Source organism: Streptomyces sp. NPDC048420 (genome assembly GCF_040651535.1).
GTDB lineage: Bacteria > Actinomycetota > Actinomycetes > Streptomycetales > Streptomycetaceae > Streptomyces.
On sequence record NZ_JBEZKG010000005.1, the window covers coordinates 375,965 to 393,224 of the forward strand.

Genomic DNA, 17,260 nt, shown 5'->3' on the forward strand with positions numbered 1-17,260 from the left:
CGCTCCCGGTATGGCGCCGCACCCACCTTCAGTCAGGAGAGACCGGTGTCAGACGTCCGTGTGATCATCCAGCGCGATTCCGAGCGGGAAGAACGCGTGGTGACGACGGGCACTACGGCCGCCGAGCTCTTCGCCGGCGAACGCTCGATCGTCGCCGCGCGCGTGGAGGGCGAGCTCAAGGACCTCGCGCACGTCCTGTCCGAGGGCGACGCGGTCGAGGGCGTCGAGATCTCCTCCGAGGACGGTCTCAACATCCTGCGCCACTCCACCGCGCATGTGATGGCGCAGGCAGTCCAGGAGCTGTTCCCCGAGGCCAAGCTGGGCATCGGCCCGCCGGTCAAGGACGGCTTCTACTACGACTTCGACGTCGAGAAGCCGTTCACGCCCGAGGATCTCAAGGCCATCGAGAAGAAGATGCAGGAGATCCAGAAGCGGGGTCAGCGCTTCTCCCGCCGTGTGGTGACCGACGAGGCGGCCCGTGAGGAGCTCGCCTCCGAGCCGTACAAGCTGGAGCTGATCGGTCTCAAGGGCTCCGCGTCCTCCGACGACGGAGCGGACGTCGAGGTCGGCGCCGGCGAGCTGACGATCTACGACAACCTGGACGCCAAGACCGGCGAACTGTGCTGGAAGGACCTGTGCCGTGGTCCCCACCTGCCGTCGACCCGGAACATCCCGGCCTTCAAGCTGATGCGCAACGCGGCCGCCTACTGGCGCGGCAGCGAGAAGAACCCGATGCTCCAGCGCATCTACGGCACCGCGTGGCCGACCAAGGACGAGCTGAAGGCGCACCTCGACTTCCTCGCCGAGGCGGAGAAGCGCGACCACCGCAAGCTGGGCTCCGAGCTCGACCTGTTCTCCATCCCGGAGCAGATCGGCTCCGGCCTCGCGGTCTTCCACCCCAAGGGCGGCATCATCCGCCGGGTCATGGAGGACTACTCGCGCCGCCGCCACGAGGAGGAGGGCTACGAGTTCGTCTACACCCCGCACGCGACGAAGGGGAAGCTCTTCGAGCAGTCCGGGCACCTGGACTGGTACGCCGACGGCATGTACCCGCCCATGCAGCTCGACGAGGGCGTGGACTACTACCTCAAGCCCATGAACTGCCCGATGCACAACCTGATCTTCGACGCGCGCGGCCGCTCCTACCGCGAACTGCCGCTGCGCCTGTTCGAGTTCGGGACCGTGTACCGGTACGAGAAGTCGGGCGTCGTGCACGGCCTCACGCGTGCGCGTGGCTTCACGCAGGACGACGCGCACATCTACTGCACCCGTGAGCAGATGTCGGAGGAGCTCGACAAGACGCTCACCTTCGTCCTCGGCCTGCTGCGGGACTACGGTCTGACCGACTTCTACCTGGAGCTGTCCACCAAGGATCCGGAGAAGTTCGTCGGCTCGGACGAGGCCTGGGAGGAGGCGACCGAGACCCTGCGTCAGGTCGCCGAGAAGCAGGGCCTGCCGCTCGTTCCCGACCCCGGTGGCGCCGCCTTCTACGGTCCGAAGATCTCCGTCCAGACCAAGGACGCGATCGGCCGGACCTGGCAGATGTCGACGATCCAGCTGGACTTCAACCTGCCGGAGCGCTTCGAGCTGGAGTACACCTCGCCCGACGGCTCCAAGCAGCGTCCGGTCATGATCCACCGGGCCCTGTTCGGCTCCATCGAGCGGTTCTTCGCGGTGCTCCTGGAGCACTACGCGGGCGCCTTCCCGGCATGGCTGGCCCCGGTCCAGGCGGTCGGCATCCCGATCGGGGACGCGCACGTCGAGTACCTGCAGAAGTTCGCGGCCGCGGCCAAGAAGCAGGGCCTCAGGGTCGAGGTGGACTCCTCGTCCGACCGGATGCAGAAGAAGATCCGCAACGCCCAGAAGCAGAAGGTGCCCTTCATGGTCATCGCGGGCGACGAGGACATGTCGGGCGGCTCGGTCTCCTTCCGCTACCGCGACGGCTCGCAGGAGAACGGCATCCCGTTCGACGAGGCCATCGCGAAGATCCAGAAGGTCGTGGAGGAGCGGGCGCAGGTCTGATCTCTGTACGGCGGGGCCCCCGGGGAGTTCAGCTTCCCGGGGGCCTTTCGTCGTCCTCCTGGGAGAACACCTGGAGCAGCCAGGAGGCGAAGGTGCCGGTCACGGCGCCGAGGAGGGCCATCCCGATCATCATCACGCCGACCGCGATCAGGCGTCCCATCGGGGTGACCGGGGTGACGTCGCCGTAGCCGACGGTGGTGAGGGTGGCGCAGGTCCACCAGACGGCGTCGCCGAAGGTGTGCATGGTCGTACCGGGGGCGTCGCGTTCCTGCTGGTACACGGCGAGGGCGCCGGTGAAGCCCAGCAGAAGGGTCGACAGACCGGAGTACGCGATCACACGCGCGTGCAGGGCGAGCCGGGGACGTCCGTGCCGGCGCTGCACGGCCTCGTACACCTTGACGACCCTGAGGGGACGCAGCAGCGGCAGGGCGAGGACCACGGTGTCCAGCATGTGCGTCCGTGCGAAGCCCAGCCGCTGCCCGCTGAGCCGCCAGCGCACCGCGTAGTCCACGGCGAACAGCGCCCAGGCGGCCAGCGTGACTGCCAGACAGAGATCGAGCAGAGCGTCCGGGAGATCGGGGGCGAGTACGCGGAACGCGTATGCGGCGAGGAAGGCCAGGGAGGCGAGGGCGAGGGGGACCTCGGTGCGGGCTTCCCAGTGCGAGTGGCGGCGGTCGGGGGTACGGGGTCCGCGGGGAGCGGGGGAGTCGGGCTGGTGGGGGCCGGGAGGCCTGGGGGTTTTGGCAGTGCGGGGCTTGCGGGTGTCGGAGCCGTGGGCCGTATCCGCGGCTGTGGTCTGGGACTCCCGGTGATCGGTGCCGTGCGTTTCGGGAGCGCCGGAGTCATCAGATCCTGAGGTGTCGGCGCCGTTGGGCCCTCGCGTGTCGGCGTCGGGGGAGCCGCGCTTGTCGGAGACGTGGGCCCTGGCAGCCCTCGCATCGTGGCCGCTGTGCGCCTCGGTGCCGTGGGCGCTGCCCGTGTCGGTGCCGTCCGCCTCGTGAGCGTGAGCGTGATCGCCGGTCTCGTCGGCGTCTGCGTCGCCGGCTCCGCGGCTGTCCTCGTCCACCTGTCCAGCTTGGCCCGGGCTGCTTTTCCCACAACCCCGCCGACACGGCGCGAACGGGCGAAGTCATATGCTGCATTGCATGACGAGTGAGCCGGAGCAGCAGTTGGGAGTGGGGACGCAGGACGCGTTCCAGCGTCTGTGGACCCCCCACCGGATGGCCTACATCCAGGGCGAGAACAAGCCGACCGGCCCGGGCGCCGACGACGGCTGCCCCTTCTGCTCGATCCCGGCCAAGTCCGACGAGGACGGCCTGATCGTCCGGCGCGGCGAGCTGGTGTACGCGGTGCTCAACCTCTACCCCTACACCGGCGGCCACCTGATGGTCGTGCCCTACCGTCACGTGGCCGACTACACCGACCTCACCGACCCGGAGACCGCCGAGCTGGCCGCGCTGACCAAGCAGGCGATGACTGCTCTGCGTACGGCTTCCGGGGCGCACGGCTTCAACGTCGGTATGAACCAGGGGACGGTGGCCGGTGCCGGCATCGCCGCCCACCTCCACCAGCACATCGTCCCGCGCTGGGGCGGCGACACGAACTTCATGCCGGTCGTCGGCCACACGAAGGTGCTGCCGCAGCTGCTGGGCGACACGCGGAAGATGCTGGCGGAGGCCTGGCCGACGGCTTGATCTCAGCTGAGCCGGCATCCGTCAGCCCGTCCGGCGTTTGAGGACGAGGCCGTCCCGGCCGAAGGGGGGTCTGGGGGCGCAGCCCCCAGGGACCGGAACCCAGACCCACCCGCACGTGGACTCGCCCGAACCGCCGGAGGCCTACGCGTCGTACACGTCCGCCTTCCGCGGCGACACGTCCTGGACCTGCGTGCTCAGGAAGCCCGCCCGCGTGCCGAACTTCTCCGTGTCCACGCCGTTCTCCGACAGGATCCGGATCGCCGCCGAGTGCACCACCCGCAGCACCGGGGTCGCGGCGCGCAGCGCGTCGTCGGCCATGAAGCGGTGCCGCCACGGCTTGTCCGCCCAGGCGTGCCGCAGACCGAACGGCTCGGGCAGGGCGAGCGAACCGCCGAGCCAGTTGAGCAGCGGCGGATACCAGGCCAGGGGCGCCCGCGCGGTGAGGCGGACCACCTCGTCGGCGTCCACCAGCGGCAGCTTGATCTTCTTGGTCTCCCAGAAGCGCAGTTGCTTGGCGACCTCCTTCTCCTTGGCGGCCGGCTTCGACGTGAACAGCCCGTGCACCGGTCCCAGCGCGTGCCCGGTGACCTCGATGCGCAGCGTCTCGTGCAGCACGGTCACCGTGATCAGCATGGTGAGGACGAGCTGTCCCTCCCACAGCGTCCACTGCACGCCCAGGTAGTGCCGGTCACCGCCGCCGAACTGCTGCTTGTTGCAGATGTCCTGTATCGCGTGGTTCTTGACCTGGTACGCGTCCACGTCCGTGCCGCCCGGCCGGGACACCTCCTTCGCGCCCTCCGCGATCGGTGTGACGACCCAGTGACGTATGGAGGGCTTCGGGAAGCCGCCGGTGTTGATGGTGTTGCGTTCGAGCATGCGCAGCTGGTCGTGGATGGACCGGACCACGTCCCAGCTGCGGAAGGGGTGGATCTCCCGGGTGGGGTCGGCCGACACCAGGTCCTCGGCGAGCTGCCAGCTGCCCCAGCGGGTGCCCATGCCGAGTATTCCCTTGGGGCCGGCGTAGAAGACCGAGTTGGACTGCTGTTCGGCGCTGAGCGTGGCCAGGGACTGGCGCAGCTGCTCGGCCGCGGTCTCGCCGGGGTTGCTCGGCACCGCCTCGGGCACCTTGGCGCCCACGCTGCTGCCGGCCAGCAGACTCGCCCAGCGCTCCCGCAGATCCTTCGCGGTGCGCTCGCAGATCTGCTTGGCCCAGAACCAGCCGACCACGGGGAGGACGACGCACGCGCGTGCGTACAGCCCCCAGAACCCGCTGAACGGCATCTTGAGCAGGAAGAGCACGGCGAGCCCGGCCATCGCGACGAGGAGCACGGTGGAGATCGCCCCGGCCTGCTTGTCCTCGCGCCTGGCGACGTTGCTGCGCAGGGTGAAGACCAGCAGCCAGACCAGGAGTCCGGGCAGGAACAGCACACCGCACAGCACCATGACGGCGCTCAGCCAGTTGTCCCGGTCCCGGCGGATGTTGTTCGCCGCGAGACAGTGCTCGACCACGACCTGCGGCTCCGCGCCGAAGGACTGGATGAGCGGCTTGCGGCCCTTGCCGAGCATGCGGGTGATCACCGCCGTGGAGAAGGCCTCGCCCAGGTTGGGGCGGAAGATCTTCGCCCACTTGCGGCCGCCCTTGACGGCCGACTCGTGCCACTCGTTGTTGGCCTTGAGGATCTCCTCCACCGGATTGTCCCGATAGGCCGCCGAGGCCAGGGCGAACGTCGCCGTCTGCGCCTCGTCGCCCGTGCGCGGCACCTGCGGACCGAAGATGTCCGCGAAACCGCCGTCAACGGTCATTCCCGCCCCCGATCGCCGCCTGTCTCACCCACTGCGGCCTTCCCGACTTCCGTACTCCGCACACCTGTTGATCAGGTCATCAGCGTAACTGTCGGCACTGACATTGGTGGGCGGACGGCCGAAGCCGTCCGCCGAATCGGAGGGGAGCGTTCCGTACACGTCACTTGTGGGGCGTGGAACGCCACGTGCGCGCCGCCCGAAGCCACTTGTCCCCGGGCAGGTGCCAACTACGAGGCAGCGCGGGCCTCTTCACGGATCCTTTCGGCGATCTGCGGCGGCATGGGCTCGTGCCGGGCATAGGAGCGGCTGAAACGCGCGGTGCCGTGCGACAGGGACCTGAGGTCCACCGCGTACCGGCCGATCTCGATCTCGGGCACCTCGGCCTTGATCAGCGTGCGTCCGCCGTTGGTCTGCTCGGTGCCGAGCACCCGGCCGCGCCGGCCGGACAGGTCGCTCATCACCGCGCCCACGTAGTCGTCGCCGACCAGTACGGACACCTCGGCGACCGGCTCCAGCAGATGGATCTTCGCGTCCGCCGCCGCCTCCCTGAGGGCAAGCGCCCCGGCCGTCTGGAACGCGGCGTCCGAGGAGTCCACGGAGTGCGCCTTGCCGTCCAGCAGCGTCACCCGGACGTCGATGAGCTGATGTCCGGTGGCGACCCCCTTGACGGCCTGCGCCCGTACGCCCTTCTCGACGGACGGGATGAACTGCCGGGGCACCGCGCCGCCGACGACCTTGTCCACGAACTCGATGCCCGAGCCGCCCGGCAGCGGTTCCACCTCGATCTCGCAGATGGCGAACTGCCCGTGCCCGCCGGACTGCTTCACATGCCGCCCGCGCCCGCCCGCCTTGTCCGCGAACGTCTCCCGCAGGGACACCCGGTGCGGTACGACGTCCACCTGCACGCCGTAGCGGCTGCGCAGCCGCTCCAGGGCCACGTCGGCGTGCGCCTCGCCCAGGCACCACAGGACGACCTGGTGGGTGTCCTGGTTCTGTTCGAGCCGCATGGTGGGATCCTCGGCGACCAGTCGGGAAAGGCCCTGCGAGAGCTTGTCCTCGTCCGCCTTGCTGTGCGCCTCGATGGCGAGCGGCAGCAGCGGGTCGGGCATCTCCCACGGCTCCATGAGCAGCGGGTCGTCCTTGGCCGAGAGGGTGTCGCCGGTCTCCGCGCGGCTCAGCTTCGCCACGCACGCGAGGTCGCCCGCGATGCAGTGCGAGAGCTGGCGCTGCTGCTTGCCGAAGGGGGCCGACAGCGCGCCGATCCGCTCGTCGACGTCATGGTCCTCGTGCCCGCGGTCGGCGAGCCCGTGCCCCGAGACATGGACCGTCTCGTCCGGACGCAGGGTCCCGGAGAAGACCCGCACCAGCGAGATCCGGCCGACATACGGGTCGGACGCGGTCTTCACGACCTCCGCGACCAGCGGTCCCTCGGTGTCGCAGGCCTTGATCTCGCGCGGCTTGCCGTCGATGGTCGTGACACCCGGGGTGGGGTGCTCGAACGGCGTCGGGAAGCCGCCGGTGACCAGTTCCAGGAGCTCGACCGTGCCGAGCCCCTGCTTGGCGCCCTCGCTCGCGGGGGCGGCGGCCAGGACCGGATGGAACACCCCGCGTGCGACGGCCCGCTCAAGGTCCTCCACGAGCGTCTTGAAGTCGATCTCCTCGCCGCCCAGATAGCGGTCCATGAGGGTCTCGTCCTCGCTCTCCGAGATGATCCCCTCGATCAGCCGGTTACGGGCCTCCTCGATCTCCGGGAGCAGGTCCTCGCCCGGCTCGGACTCCTTGCGCTCCCCGGAGGAGTAGTCGAAGAGCTTCTGCGACAGCAGCCCGGTCAGACCTGTCACGGGTGTGTGCCCGTCGGGTCCCTGCGGGCCGTGCAGCGGCAGGTAGAGCGGCAGTACGGCGTCGGGGTCGTCGCCGCCGAAGGCCTCCGCGCAGATCCGCGTCATCTCCTCGAAGTCCGCCCGCGCGGCCTCCAGATGCGTGACGACGATCGCCCGGGGCATGCCGACGGCCGCGCACTCCTCCCACACCATGCGCGTGGAGCCGTCCACCCCGTCCGAGGCCGAGACGACGAAAAGGGCCGCGTCCGCCGCTCGCAGACCGGCCCTGAGCTCACCGACGAAGTCGGCGTATCCGGGGGTGTCCAGAAGGTTGATCTTGAACCCGTCCCATTCGACGGGCACCAGGGAGAGCTGTACCGAGCGTTGCTGCCGGTGCTCGATCTCGTCGTAGTCCGAGACGGTGCCGCCGTCCTCCACACGGCCCGCCCGGTTCACTGCTCCCGCGGTCAGCGCGAGAGCTTCCACCAATGTCGTCTTGCCCGAACCGGAGTGGCCGACCAGCACCACATTCCGTACGGACGCGGGGTGGTCGGCCGCTGTTGCCCTGCCGGCGGCTCCGGGGTGTGCGTTCGCCTTGTCGCCCATGGCCTTGCCTCCCGTGCACGGTGAGGTCATTGTGGGCGCGGACGCGCGGACCCGCGTGCGGTGCGGCTCCGGTGACGCCCGCGGTCCTTCGAGCTTTCCACTCCCGTCACGGTGCGTCCATACGACGGACGCGATCCCACCGTGACCCGGATGGCACGGGCCCGTGACACGGGCTCCGGGTGCCCGGCCGCCGCCCACGCGCGCGCGTGGCTACGATGGGCCAGCCGGTGGCCAGCAGGGGCCGAGCCGGCCACACCGACCGTCGGGAAGGCCATGCTGAACAAGTACGCGCGTGCATTCTTCACGCGTGTTCTCACTCCGTTCGCCACATTTCTGATCAGAAGGGGCGTCAGCCCCGACACGGTCACGCTCCTCGGCACCGCCGGAGTGGTCGCGGGCGCGCTGGTCTTCTACCCCATGGGCGAGTTCTTCTGGGGCACGGTCGTGATCACACTGTTCGTGTTCTCCGACCTCGTCGACGGCAACATGGCCCGCCAGCTCGGCCGCACCAGCCGCTGGGGCGCCTTCCTCGACTCCACGCTCGACCGGGTCGCCGACGGCGCGATCTTCGGCGGCTTCGCCCTCTGGTACGCCGGTGGCGGCGACGACATCGCCCTGTGCGCGGTCTCCATCTTCTGCCTGGCCAGCGGACAGGTGGTGTCGTACACCAAGGCCCGAGGCGAGTCGATCGGGCTGCCGGTCGCCGTCAACGGCCTCGTGGAGCGTGCCGAACGCCTGGTGATCTCGCTGGTCGCGGCCGGCCTCGCGGGTCTGCACGCGTTCGGCGTGCCCGGCATCCAGTACCTGCTGCCGGTCGCCCTGTGGATCGTCGCCGTCGGCAGCCTGGTCACGCTGATCCAGCGGGTCGTCACGGTCCGCCGGGAGTCCGCGGAGGCCGAGGAGGCCGCCGCGGAGTCGGGTGCCGAGCCGGATGCCGCCGAGGAGGACGTGGCCGGGGACAAGTCCCGGCAGCAGGGGAGCGAGGCCGCGAAGTGAGCGCCCAGGAGCGGCTGGCGGACGCGCTGTACGGCCTCGGCTGGGGCGTGGTGAAAAAGCTCCCCGAGCCGGTCGCCGTGCGCCTCGGCCGGAGCATCGCCGACCTGGCCTGGAAGCAGCGCGGCAAGGGCGTGCTCCGCCTGGAGAGCAACTACGCGCGCGTGGTGCCCGACGCGAGCCCGGAGCGCCTCGCCGAGCTCTCGCGCGCGGGCATGCGGTCGTATCTGCGCTACTGGATGGAGTCCTTCCGGCTGCCCGCCTGGAGCAAGGAGCGCGTCAAGAGCGGCTTCCACCCCAACGGCCTGCACCACCTCACCGACGGACTCGCCCAGGGCAAGGGCGTCATCCTCGCGCTGCCGCACATGGCCAACTGGGACCTCGCGGGCGCCTGGGTCACCACCGAGCTGGAGACGCCGTTCACCACGGTCGCCGAACGGCTCAAGCCGGAGACGCTGTACGACCGTTTCGTCGCCTACCGCGAGGGACTCGGCATGGAGGTGCTCCCGCACAGCGGCGGCGCCGCCTTCGGCACACTGGCCCGGCGGCTGCGTGACGGCGGCCTGGTCTGCCTGGTCGCCGAGCGCGACCTGTCGTCGTCCGGGGTCGAGGTGCGGTTCTTCGGCGAGGCGACCCGCATCCCCGCGGGCCCGGCCCTGCTGGCCCAGCAGACGGGCGCTCTGCTGCTGCCGGTGACACTCTGGTACGACGACTCGCCCGTCATGCAGGGGAGGGTGCACCCCCCGGTCCCGGTGCCCGAGACAGGTACGCGGGCCGAAAAGACGTCTGTCATGGCACAGGCGCTGGCCGATGCCTTCGCCACAGGGATCGCTGATCACCCGGAGGACTGGCACATGCTGCAGCGCTTGTGGCTGAAGGACCTCGAGCCGCGCCCGTCGGACGGGGCCCGCTCGTGAGAATCGGCATCGTCTGCCCGTACTCCTGGGATGTGCCGGGCGGCGTCCAGTTCCACATCCGCGATCTCGCCGAGTACTTCATCCGTCTCGGCCACGAGGTGTCCGTCCTCGCCCCGGCCGACGACGACACCCCGCTGCCGCCGTACGTCGTCTCGGCGGGCCGCGCGGTCCCGGTGCCGTACAACGGCTCGGTGGCCCGGCTGAGCTTCGGCTTCCTGTCGGCGGCACGGGTGCGTCGCTGGTTGCACGACGGCGAGTTCGACGTGGTCCACATCCATGAGCCGTCCTCGCCGTCGCTCGGCCTGCTGACCTGCTGGGCCGCGCAGGGCCCCATCGTCGCCACCTTCCACACCTCGAACCCGCGCTCCCGGGTCATGGTCGCCGCGTACTCGATCCTCCAGGCCGCCCTGGAGAAGATCAGCGCCCGGATCGCCGTGAGCGAGTACGCCCGCCGCACGCTGGTCGAGCACCTCGGCGGCGACGCGGTGGTGATCCCCAACGGCGTGGACGTCGACTTCTTCGCCAAGGCCCAGCCGAAACCCGAGTGGCAGGGGAACACGATCGGTTTCATGGGGCGCATCGACGAACCCCGCAAGGGCCTGCCGGTGCTGATGAAGGCCTTGCCGAAGATCCTCGCCGAGCGCCCTCAGACCCGGCTGCTGGTGGCCGGCCGCGGTGACGAGGAGGAGGCGGTGGAGTCCCTCCCCGAGGAGCTACGCGCGCGCGTGGAGTTCCTCGGCATGGTCAGCGACCAGGACAAGGCCCGCTTCCTGCGCAGCGTCGACCTGTACGTCGCCCCCAACACCGGTGGTGAGAGCTTCGGGATCATCCTCGTCGAGGCGATGTCGGCGGGCGCCCCTGTCCTCGCCTCCGACCTCGACGCCTTCGCCCAGGTCCTGGACCACGGCGCGGCGGGCGAGCTCTTCGCCAACGAGGACGCGGACGCGCTCGCCGAGGCGGCGGTACGACTGCTCGGTGACCGCGCGCGCCTGACCGAACTGCGGGAGCGCGGCAGCGCACACGTCCGCCGGTTCGACTGGTCGACCGTCGGGGCGGACATCCTGTCGGTCTACGAGACGGTGACCGCGGGCGCGGCGGCGGTGGCCGCGGCGGACGACGACCGGGGGCCGGGACTGCGGGCGAGGCTGGGGCTGGCCAGGGACTGATCGACGCCGGGGACGGGGGCTCCGGCGCCCGCGGGCGTGGTCGGGTCGGCGGGGAACTGACGGTGAGGGTGCCGTCGGCAGGAACGCCGGCCGTACGAGCCTTGCGGGTCGGACCGCCTCGCCGACGACAGGGGCACGGACGTGCAGGCGTGGTCGGTGCAGGCACGCGCGGCCGAGGCACGGGTGGTGGAGCGCGGCCGGGAGCTGAGCGCGTGACCGGAGCGTCGACGACCGGGCGAGCCTGCGGACGTAACGCTGACCGGTCCCCGGGACGCGCCTCGTCGGCGACGCCGTAGCGCCGGTACAGGGCCCGCCTCGCCGACGACAAGCCTCGTACCCGCCCTGCACCCGTCCGACGTGCCCTGCTCCGGCCACGCAGACGTCCGCCCCCCGTCCTGCCCCGCTCCGCCCCAGCCCGCCCCGATAGCCTTGCTGGCTGTGACTCCCACCCTCATCTGGATCATCGTCGCGCTCGTCGCGATCGGCCTCTACCTGAGCTGGACCGCGGGCCGTCTGGACCGGCTGCACGCCAGGATCGACGCCACGCGCGCGGGCCTGGACGCGCAGTTGCTCCGCCGGGCCTCCGTGACCCAGGAACTGGCCACTTCCGGAGTGCTGGACCCGGCCGCGTCGATCGTCCTGTACGAGGCCGCGCACGCCGCCCGGCAGGCCGAGGAGGAGCAGCGGGAGGTCGCCGAGAGCGAGCTGAGCCAGGCGCTGCGGGCCGTGTTCGCGGAGTCGGCCCAGGTGGAGGCGGTCCGCGAGGCGCCCGGGGGAGAGGCGGCGGCCCATGAACTGACGGAGGCCGTACGACGCGTTCCGATGGCCCGCCGCTTCCACAACGACGCGGTGGGCGCGGCCCGCAGGCTCCGCCAGCACCGCAAGGTCCGCTGGTTCCGCCTGGCCGGTCACGCCCCCTTCCCGATGGCCTTCGAGATGGACGACGAACCGCCCGCCGCCTTGGTGGACCGGGCCGCATAGGCCGATGACCGACGCGCGGCGCCGACCTGGCGACTACGGCTGCGTCCCGTACGAGCAGGAGGGCCCTCTGCTGGCCGTGCTGGGAAGGGCCCTCGACGAGGAGCTGAAGGAGATCTTCGTCGGCGAGCTGAAGGGGGCCGGCACCTGTGGCCAGACCTGGCCGCCCGGGTTGCTCGACCGGCTGAGAAGCGCCGTCGCACTGCCCGTCCACGGCTCCGGGAACCGCGACGAGCTGTTGCCCACGCCCCTGGTCCTCGACGAGTCCCGCCTGGCCGAGGCCGACGAGGCATGGTTGCCGGTGCTCACACCCGCCGGCCCCGGCTTTCTGACCTGGGAGAACTCCGACTGACCCGGCCCCTCGGGGAGTAAAACGAGCCACCGGCTCCCCATTGGCCCTTGCTGTGGCCTGATCCGGTGACGTTTCCTCGGTGCTGCAGTAATCCCCTTTCACTTCAGCGAGGTCAACCCGTGTCCAGCACCGAGAACCAGGCTCCCGAGACCGGCACCGCGCGCGTGAAGCGCGGAATGGCGGAGCAGCTCAAGGGCGGCGTGATCATGGACGTCGTCACGCCGGAGCAGGCGAAGATCGCCGAGGACGCGGGCGCCGTCGCCGTCATGGCCCTGGAGCGGGTCCCGGCCGACATCCGCAAGGACGGCGGCGTGGCCCGGATGTCCGACCCGGACATGATCGAGGGCATCATCGAGGCCGTGTCGATCCCGGTCATGGCGAAGTCCCGCATCGGCCACTTCGTCGAGGCCCAGGTCCTGCAGTCCCTCGGCGTCGACTACATCGACGAGTCCGAGGTCCTCACCCCGGCCGACGAGGTCAACCACAGCGACAAGTTCGCGTTCACGACGCCCTTCGTGTGCGGTGCCACCAACCTGGGCGAGGCCCTGCGCCGTATCGCCGAGGGCGCGGCCATGATCCGCTCCAAGGGCGAGGCCGGCACCGGCAACGTCGTCGAGGCCGTCCGTCACCTGCGCCAGATCAAGAACGAGATCGCCAGGCTGCGCGGTTACGACAACAACGAGCTGTACGCCGCCGCCAAGGACCTGCGCGCCCCGTACGAGCTCGTCAAGGAGGTCGCCGAGCTCGGCAAGCTCCCGGTCGTGCTGTTCTCCGCCGGCGGTGTCGCCACCCCCGCCGACGCCGCGCTGATGCGCCAGCTCGGCGCCGAGGGTGTCTTCGTCGGCTCCGGCATCTTCAAGTCCGGCGACCCGGCCAAGCGCGCCGCCGCCATCGTGAAGGCCACCACCTTCTACGACGACCCGAAGATCATCGCGGACGCGTCCCGGAACCTCGGCGAGGCCATGGTCGGCATCAACTGCGACACCCTCCCCGAGGCCGAGCGCTACGCCAACCGCGGCTGGTAACCACTCATGAGCACTCCTGTCATAGGCGTCCTGGCCCTCCAGGGCGACGTCCGGGAGCACCTCGTCGCCCTGGCCGCGGCCGACGCCGTGGCCAGGCCGGTGCGGCGCCCGGAGGAACTCGCCGAGGTGGACGGTCTCGTCATCCCCGGCGGCGAGTCCACCACCATCTCCAAGCTGGCCGTGCTGTTCGGCGTGATGGAGCCCCTACGTGCGCGCGTGCGTGACGGCATGCCCGTCTACGGCACCTGCGCGGGCCTGATCATGCTGGCCGACAAGATCCTCGACCCTCGCTCGGGACAGGAGACGGTCGGCGGCATCGACATGATCGTGCGCCGAAACGCCTTCGGACGTCAGAACGAGTCCTTCGAGGCGGCGGTCGAGGTGAAGGGTGTCGAGGGCACTCCCGTGGAGGGCGTCTTCATCCGCGCCCCCTGGGTCGAGTCCGTCGGCGCCGAGGCCGAGGTGCTCGCCGAGCACGACGGCCACATCGTCGCGGTCCGCCAGGGCAACGCGCTCGCCACGTCGTTCCACCCGGAACTGACCGGCGACCACCGTGTGCACGCCCTCTTTGTCGACATGGTGCGCGCGAACCGGGCAGCCGAGTCCTTGTAGGATCTCAGGCGTTGGTTGCAGGGATGGGTTACGCGAAGGAGACAGGCAGATGTCCGGCCACTCTAAATGGGCTACGACGAAGCACAAGAAGGCCGTGATCGACGCCAAGCGCGGCAAGCTCTTCGCGAAGCTGATCAAGAACATCGAGGTCGCGGCCCGCATGGGTGGCGTCGACATCGAGGGCAACCCGACTCTCTACGACGCCATCCAGAAGGCCAAGAAGCAGTCGGTCCCGAACAAGAACATCGACTCCGCGGTCAAGCGTGGCGGCGGTCTCGAGGCCGGTGGCGCCGACTACGAGACGATCATGTACGAGGGTTACGGTCCGAACGGCGTCGCGGTGCTCATCGAGTGCCTCACCGACAACCGCAACCGTGCCGCCTCCGACGTGCGCGTCGCCATGACCCGCAACGGCGGCAACATGGCCGACCCCGGCTCGGTGTCCTACCTCTTCAACCGCAAGGGCGTCGTCATCGTCCCCAAGGGCGAGCTGAGTGAGGACGACGTCCTCGGCGCGGTCCTCGACGCGGGCGCCGAGGAGGTCAACGACCTGGGCGAGTCCTTCGAGGTGCTCAGCGAGGCCACCGACCTGGTCGCCGTCCGCACCGCCCTCCAGGACGCCGGGATCGACTACGACTCCGCCGAGGCCAACTTCGTCCCGACCATGCAGGTCGAGCTCGACGAGGAGGGCGCCAAGAAGATCTTCAAGCTGATCGACGCCCTCGAGGACAGCGACGACGTCCAGAACGTCTTCGCCAACTTCGACGTGAGCGACGAGGTCATGGAGAAGGTCGACGCGTAACGCTGCCGCGAGTTGAGCGGATTTCGGCGGGCCGGTGGGACACACCCCACCGGCCCGCCGCCGTTGTCGGTGGCAGCGGATAGCCTGCACAAACAGGCGATCGAAAGGGAGAGGGGGGCGCGTGCGCGTACTCGGGGTGGACCCCGGTCTCACGCGGTGCGGTGTCGGGGTGGTCGAAGGTGTTCCGGGGCGGCCACTCACGATGCTCGGCGTCGGCGTCGTACGCACGCCCGCGGACGCCGAGTTGGGGCAGCGGCTGGTCGCCGTCGAGCAGGGCATCGAGCAGTGGCTCGACGAGCACCGGCCCGAATTCGTCGCCGTGGAGCGGGTGTTCAGCCAGCACAACGTCCGCACCGTGATGGGCACCGCCCAGGCCAGCGCCGTCGCGATGCTGTGCGCCGCCCGCCGTGGCATCCCCGTCGCCCTGCACACCCCGAGCGAGGTCAAGGCCGCCGTCACTGGCAGCGGCCGTGCCGACAAGGCCCAGGTCGGTGCCATGGTGACCCGGCTGCTGCGACTCGACGCCCCGCCCAAGCCGGCCGACGCCGCCGACGCCCTCGCGCTCGCCATCTGCCACATCTGGCGGGCCCCCGCCCAGAACCGCCTCCAGCAGGCCGTCGCCCTGCACACAGCCACAGCACGGAAAGGCCGTACGGCATGATCGCCTTTGTGAGCGGCACGATCGCCGCCCTCGCTCCCGACGCGGCCGTGGTCGAGGTCGGCGGTGTCGGCATGGCGGTGCAATGCACGCCGAACACGCTGTCGACCCTGCGCCTCGGCAAGCCGGCCAAGCTCGCCACCTCCCTGGTCGTACGCGAGGACTCACTGACCCTGTACGGCTTCGTCGACGACGACGAGCGCCAGGTCTTCGAGCTGCTGCAGACCGCCAGCGGAGTCGGCCCGCGGCTGGCCCAGGCCATGCTGGCGGTGCATGCGCCGGACGCCCTGCGCCGGGCGGTCGCCACGGGGGACGAGAAGGCACTGATCGCCGTCCCCGGCATCGGTAAGAAGGGCGCCCAGAAGCTGCTCCTGGAGCTGAAGGACCGGCTGGGCGAGCCGATCGGCGCCCCCGCGATCGGCGCTCCCGTCACCCAGGGCTGGCGCGACCAGCTGCACGCCGCCCTGATCGGCCTCGGATACGCCACGCGGGAGGCCGACGAGGCCGTCACCGCCGTAGCCCCGCAGGCAGAGGCGGCCGAGGGCACGCCCCAGGTCGGCCAACTGTTGAAGGCCGCCCTGCAAACCCTGAACCGCGCCCGCTAGGAGAACGTCAGTGAACTGGGACGACACGACCGACGAGACCGCCCCCGCCGCGGAGCGGCTGGTGGGCTCTGTCGCCGACCGTGAGGACCAGGCCGTAGAGGCCGCCCTGCGCCCCAAGGACCTGGACGAGTTCATCGGCCAGGAGAAGGTCCGCGAGCAGCTCGACCTGGTGCTGCGGGCCGCACGCGCGCGGGGGGCCACCGCCGACCACGTGCTGCTCTCCGGCGCCCCCGGCCTCGGCAAGACCACCCTGTCGATGATCATCGCGGCCGAGATGGAGGCCCCGATCCGCATCACCAGCGGTCCCGCCATCCAGCACGCGGGCGACCTCGCGGCGATCCTCTCCTCCCTCCAGGAGGGCGAGGTCCTCTTCCTCGACGAGATCCACCGCATGTCGCGGCCCGCCGAGGAGATGCTCTACATGGCGATGGAGGACTTCCGCGTCGACGTCATCGTCGGCAAGGGCCCCGGCGCCACCGCCATCCCCCTGGAGCTGCCCCCCTTCACCCTGGTCGGCGCCACCACGCGCGCGGGACTGCTGCCGCCGCCACTGCGCGACCGCTTCGGCTTCACCGCGCACATGGAGTTCTACGAACCGGCCGAACTGGAGCGGGTCATCCACCGCTCGGCCAACCTGCTCGACGTCGAGATCGGCTCCGACGGTGCCGCCGAGATCGCGGGCCGCTCCCGCGGCACCCCCCGTATCGCCAACCGTCTGCTGCGCAGGGTCCGCGACTACGCCCAGGTCAAGGCCGACGGGATCATCACGCGCGACATCGCGGCGGCCGCGCTGAAGGTCTACGAGGTCGACGCCCGCGGCCTCGACCGGCTGGACCGAGGGGTCCTGGAGGCCCTGCTCAAGCTGTTCGGCGGCGGCCCGGTCGGCCTGTCCACCCTCGCGGTCGCCGTGGGCGAGGAGCGCGAGACCGTGGAAGAAGTGGCCGAGCCCTTTCTCGTGCGGGAGGGCCTGCTGGCGCGTACTCCGCGCGGACGGGTCGCCACTCCCGCCGCATGGGCGCATCTCGGCCTCACCCCGCCCCGCTCCGCGGCCACAGGAAACGGACAACAAGACCTGTTCGGGACGTGATGCGTTTGTGACGGCGCCGCATTCGCCGGGTCCGGAACCCAGGTGCGATGCTGAGCGTTGTTCCATGCGCGCGGACTCGCTTAGACTCCGCCGATGCCGCCTTTGTCGGCGGCGTACAAA

The 17,260-nt window shown here is 70.4% G+C and carries 16 protein-coding genes; 13 read left to right on the forward strand and 3 right to left on the reverse strand.

Annotation, left to right across the window (positions count from 1 at the left end; all coding sequences use genetic code 11):
• Positions 1–45 precede the first annotated feature (45 nt).
• Complete coding sequence (thrS, locus tag AB0D34_RS11385) at positions 46–2,022, forward strand: threonine--tRNA ligase (protein ID WP_362659940.1); 1,977 nt, start codon at positions 46–48, stop codon at positions 2,020–2,022.
• Positions 2,023–2,050: 28 nt separating this feature from the next.
• On the opposite strand, the gene AB0D34_RS11390 is transcribed toward thrS, so the two are convergent.
• Positions 2,051–2,641, reverse strand: a complete 591-nt coding sequence (locus AB0D34_RS11390) for a potassium channel family protein (protein ID WP_362660132.1) — start codon at positions 2,639–2,641, stop codon at positions 2,051–2,053.
• Between the two features lie 514 nt (positions 2,642–3,155).
• On the opposite strand from AB0D34_RS11390, the gene AB0D34_RS11395 reads away from it, so the two are divergent.
• Positions 3,156–3,716: an HIT domain-containing protein gene (locus AB0D34_RS11395; RefSeq protein ID WP_362659943.1), complete on the forward strand. Its 561-nt coding sequence runs from the start codon at positions 3,156–3,158 to the stop codon at positions 3,714–3,716.
• Positions 3,717–3,857: 141 nt separating this feature from the next.
• Here the strand turns inward: AB0D34_RS11395 and AB0D34_RS11400 are convergent, their stop codons facing one another.
• Both AB0D34_RS11400 and AB0D34_RS11405 read right to left on the reverse strand, forming a co-directional pair.
• A complete protein-coding gene (locus tag AB0D34_RS11400; RefSeq protein WP_362659946.1) occupies positions 3,858–5,519 on the reverse strand; it encodes a hypothetical protein in 1,662 nt (553 codons plus the stop codon).
• A 227-nt stretch (positions 5,520–5,746) separates the two neighbouring features.
• Entirely contained in the window at positions 5,747–7,945 is a 2,199-nt protein-coding gene (locus AB0D34_RS11405) for an elongation factor G-like protein EF-G2 (protein WP_362659949.1), read from the reverse strand.
• 273 nt (positions 7,946–8,218) lie between these two features.
• On the opposite strand from AB0D34_RS11405, the gene pgsA reads away from it, so the two are divergent.
• The 11 genes from pgsA (at position 8,219) to ruvB (ending at position 17,140) form a co-directional block, all read left to right on the forward strand.
• Positions 8,219–8,941 carry a phosphatidylinositol phosphate synthase gene (gene pgsA, locus AB0D34_RS11410; RefSeq protein WP_362659952.1) on the forward strand — a complete coding sequence of 241 codons (723 nt, stop codon included), beginning with the start codon at positions 8,219–8,221 and terminating at the stop codon, positions 8,939–8,941.
• Positions 8,938–9,855 (forward strand): phosphatidylinositol mannoside acyltransferase, encoded by a 918-nt coding sequence (locus tag AB0D34_RS11415; protein WP_362659954.1) that lies wholly within the window; start codon positions 8,938–8,940, stop codon positions 9,853–9,855. Before pgsA ends, AB0D34_RS11415 begins: the two co-directional genes overlap by 4 nt.
• The gene (locus AB0D34_RS11420) at positions 9,852–11,021 is read left to right on the forward strand and encodes a glycosyltransferase family 4 protein (RefSeq protein WP_362659957.1); all 1,170 of its coding nucleotides are present in this window, start codon (positions 9,852–9,854) and stop codon (positions 11,019–11,021) included. Before AB0D34_RS11415 ends, AB0D34_RS11420 begins: the two co-directional genes overlap by 4 nt.
• A 438-nt stretch (positions 11,022–11,459) precedes the next feature.
• Positions 11,460–12,002 carry a hypothetical protein gene (locus AB0D34_RS11425; protein ID WP_362659960.1) on the forward strand — a complete coding sequence of 181 codons (543 nt, stop codon included), beginning with the start codon at positions 11,460–11,462 and terminating at the stop codon, positions 12,000–12,002.
• A gap of 4 nt (positions 12,003–12,006) precedes the next feature.
• Positions 12,007–12,351, forward strand: a complete 345-nt coding sequence (locus AB0D34_RS11430; protein WP_362659963.1) for a DUF6210 family protein — start codon at positions 12,007–12,009, stop codon at positions 12,349–12,351.
• Positions 12,352–12,470: 119 nt separating this feature from the next.
• Entirely contained in the window at positions 12,471–13,376 is a 906-nt protein-coding gene (gene pdxS, locus AB0D34_RS11435) for a pyridoxal 5'-phosphate synthase lyase subunit PdxS (protein ID WP_031043147.1), read from the forward strand.
• Between the two features lie 6 nt (positions 13,377–13,382).
• The gene (gene pdxT / locus AB0D34_RS11440) at positions 13,383–13,988 is read left to right on the forward strand and encodes a pyridoxal 5'-phosphate synthase glutaminase subunit PdxT (RefSeq protein WP_362659965.1); all 606 of its coding nucleotides are present in this window, start codon (positions 13,383–13,385) and stop codon (positions 13,986–13,988) included.
• A gap of 49 nt (positions 13,989–14,037) precedes the next feature.
• Positions 14,038–14,790, forward strand: coding sequence for a YebC/PmpR family DNA-binding transcriptional regulator (locus AB0D34_RS11445; protein WP_275774168.1), 753 nt, complete (start codon positions 14,038–14,040; stop codon positions 14,788–14,790).
• 121 nt (positions 14,791–14,911) lie between these two features.
• Complete coding sequence (ruvC, locus tag AB0D34_RS11450) at positions 14,912–15,451, forward strand: crossover junction endodeoxyribonuclease RuvC (RefSeq protein ID WP_362659968.1); 540 nt, start codon at positions 14,912–14,914, stop codon at positions 15,449–15,451.
• Positions 15,448–16,053 carry a Holliday junction branch migration protein RuvA gene (gene ruvA / locus AB0D34_RS11455; protein WP_362659971.1) on the forward strand — a complete coding sequence of 202 codons (606 nt, stop codon included), beginning with the start codon at positions 15,448–15,450 and terminating at the stop codon, positions 16,051–16,053. Before ruvC ends, ruvA begins: the two co-directional genes overlap by 4 nt.
• Positions 16,054–16,063: 10 nt before the next feature.
• Positions 16,064–17,140 (forward strand): Holliday junction branch migration DNA helicase RuvB, encoded by a 1,077-nt coding sequence (gene ruvB / locus AB0D34_RS11460; protein ID WP_362659974.1) that lies wholly within the window; start codon positions 16,064–16,066, stop codon positions 17,138–17,140.
• Positions 17,141–17,260: the final 120 nt, after the last annotated feature.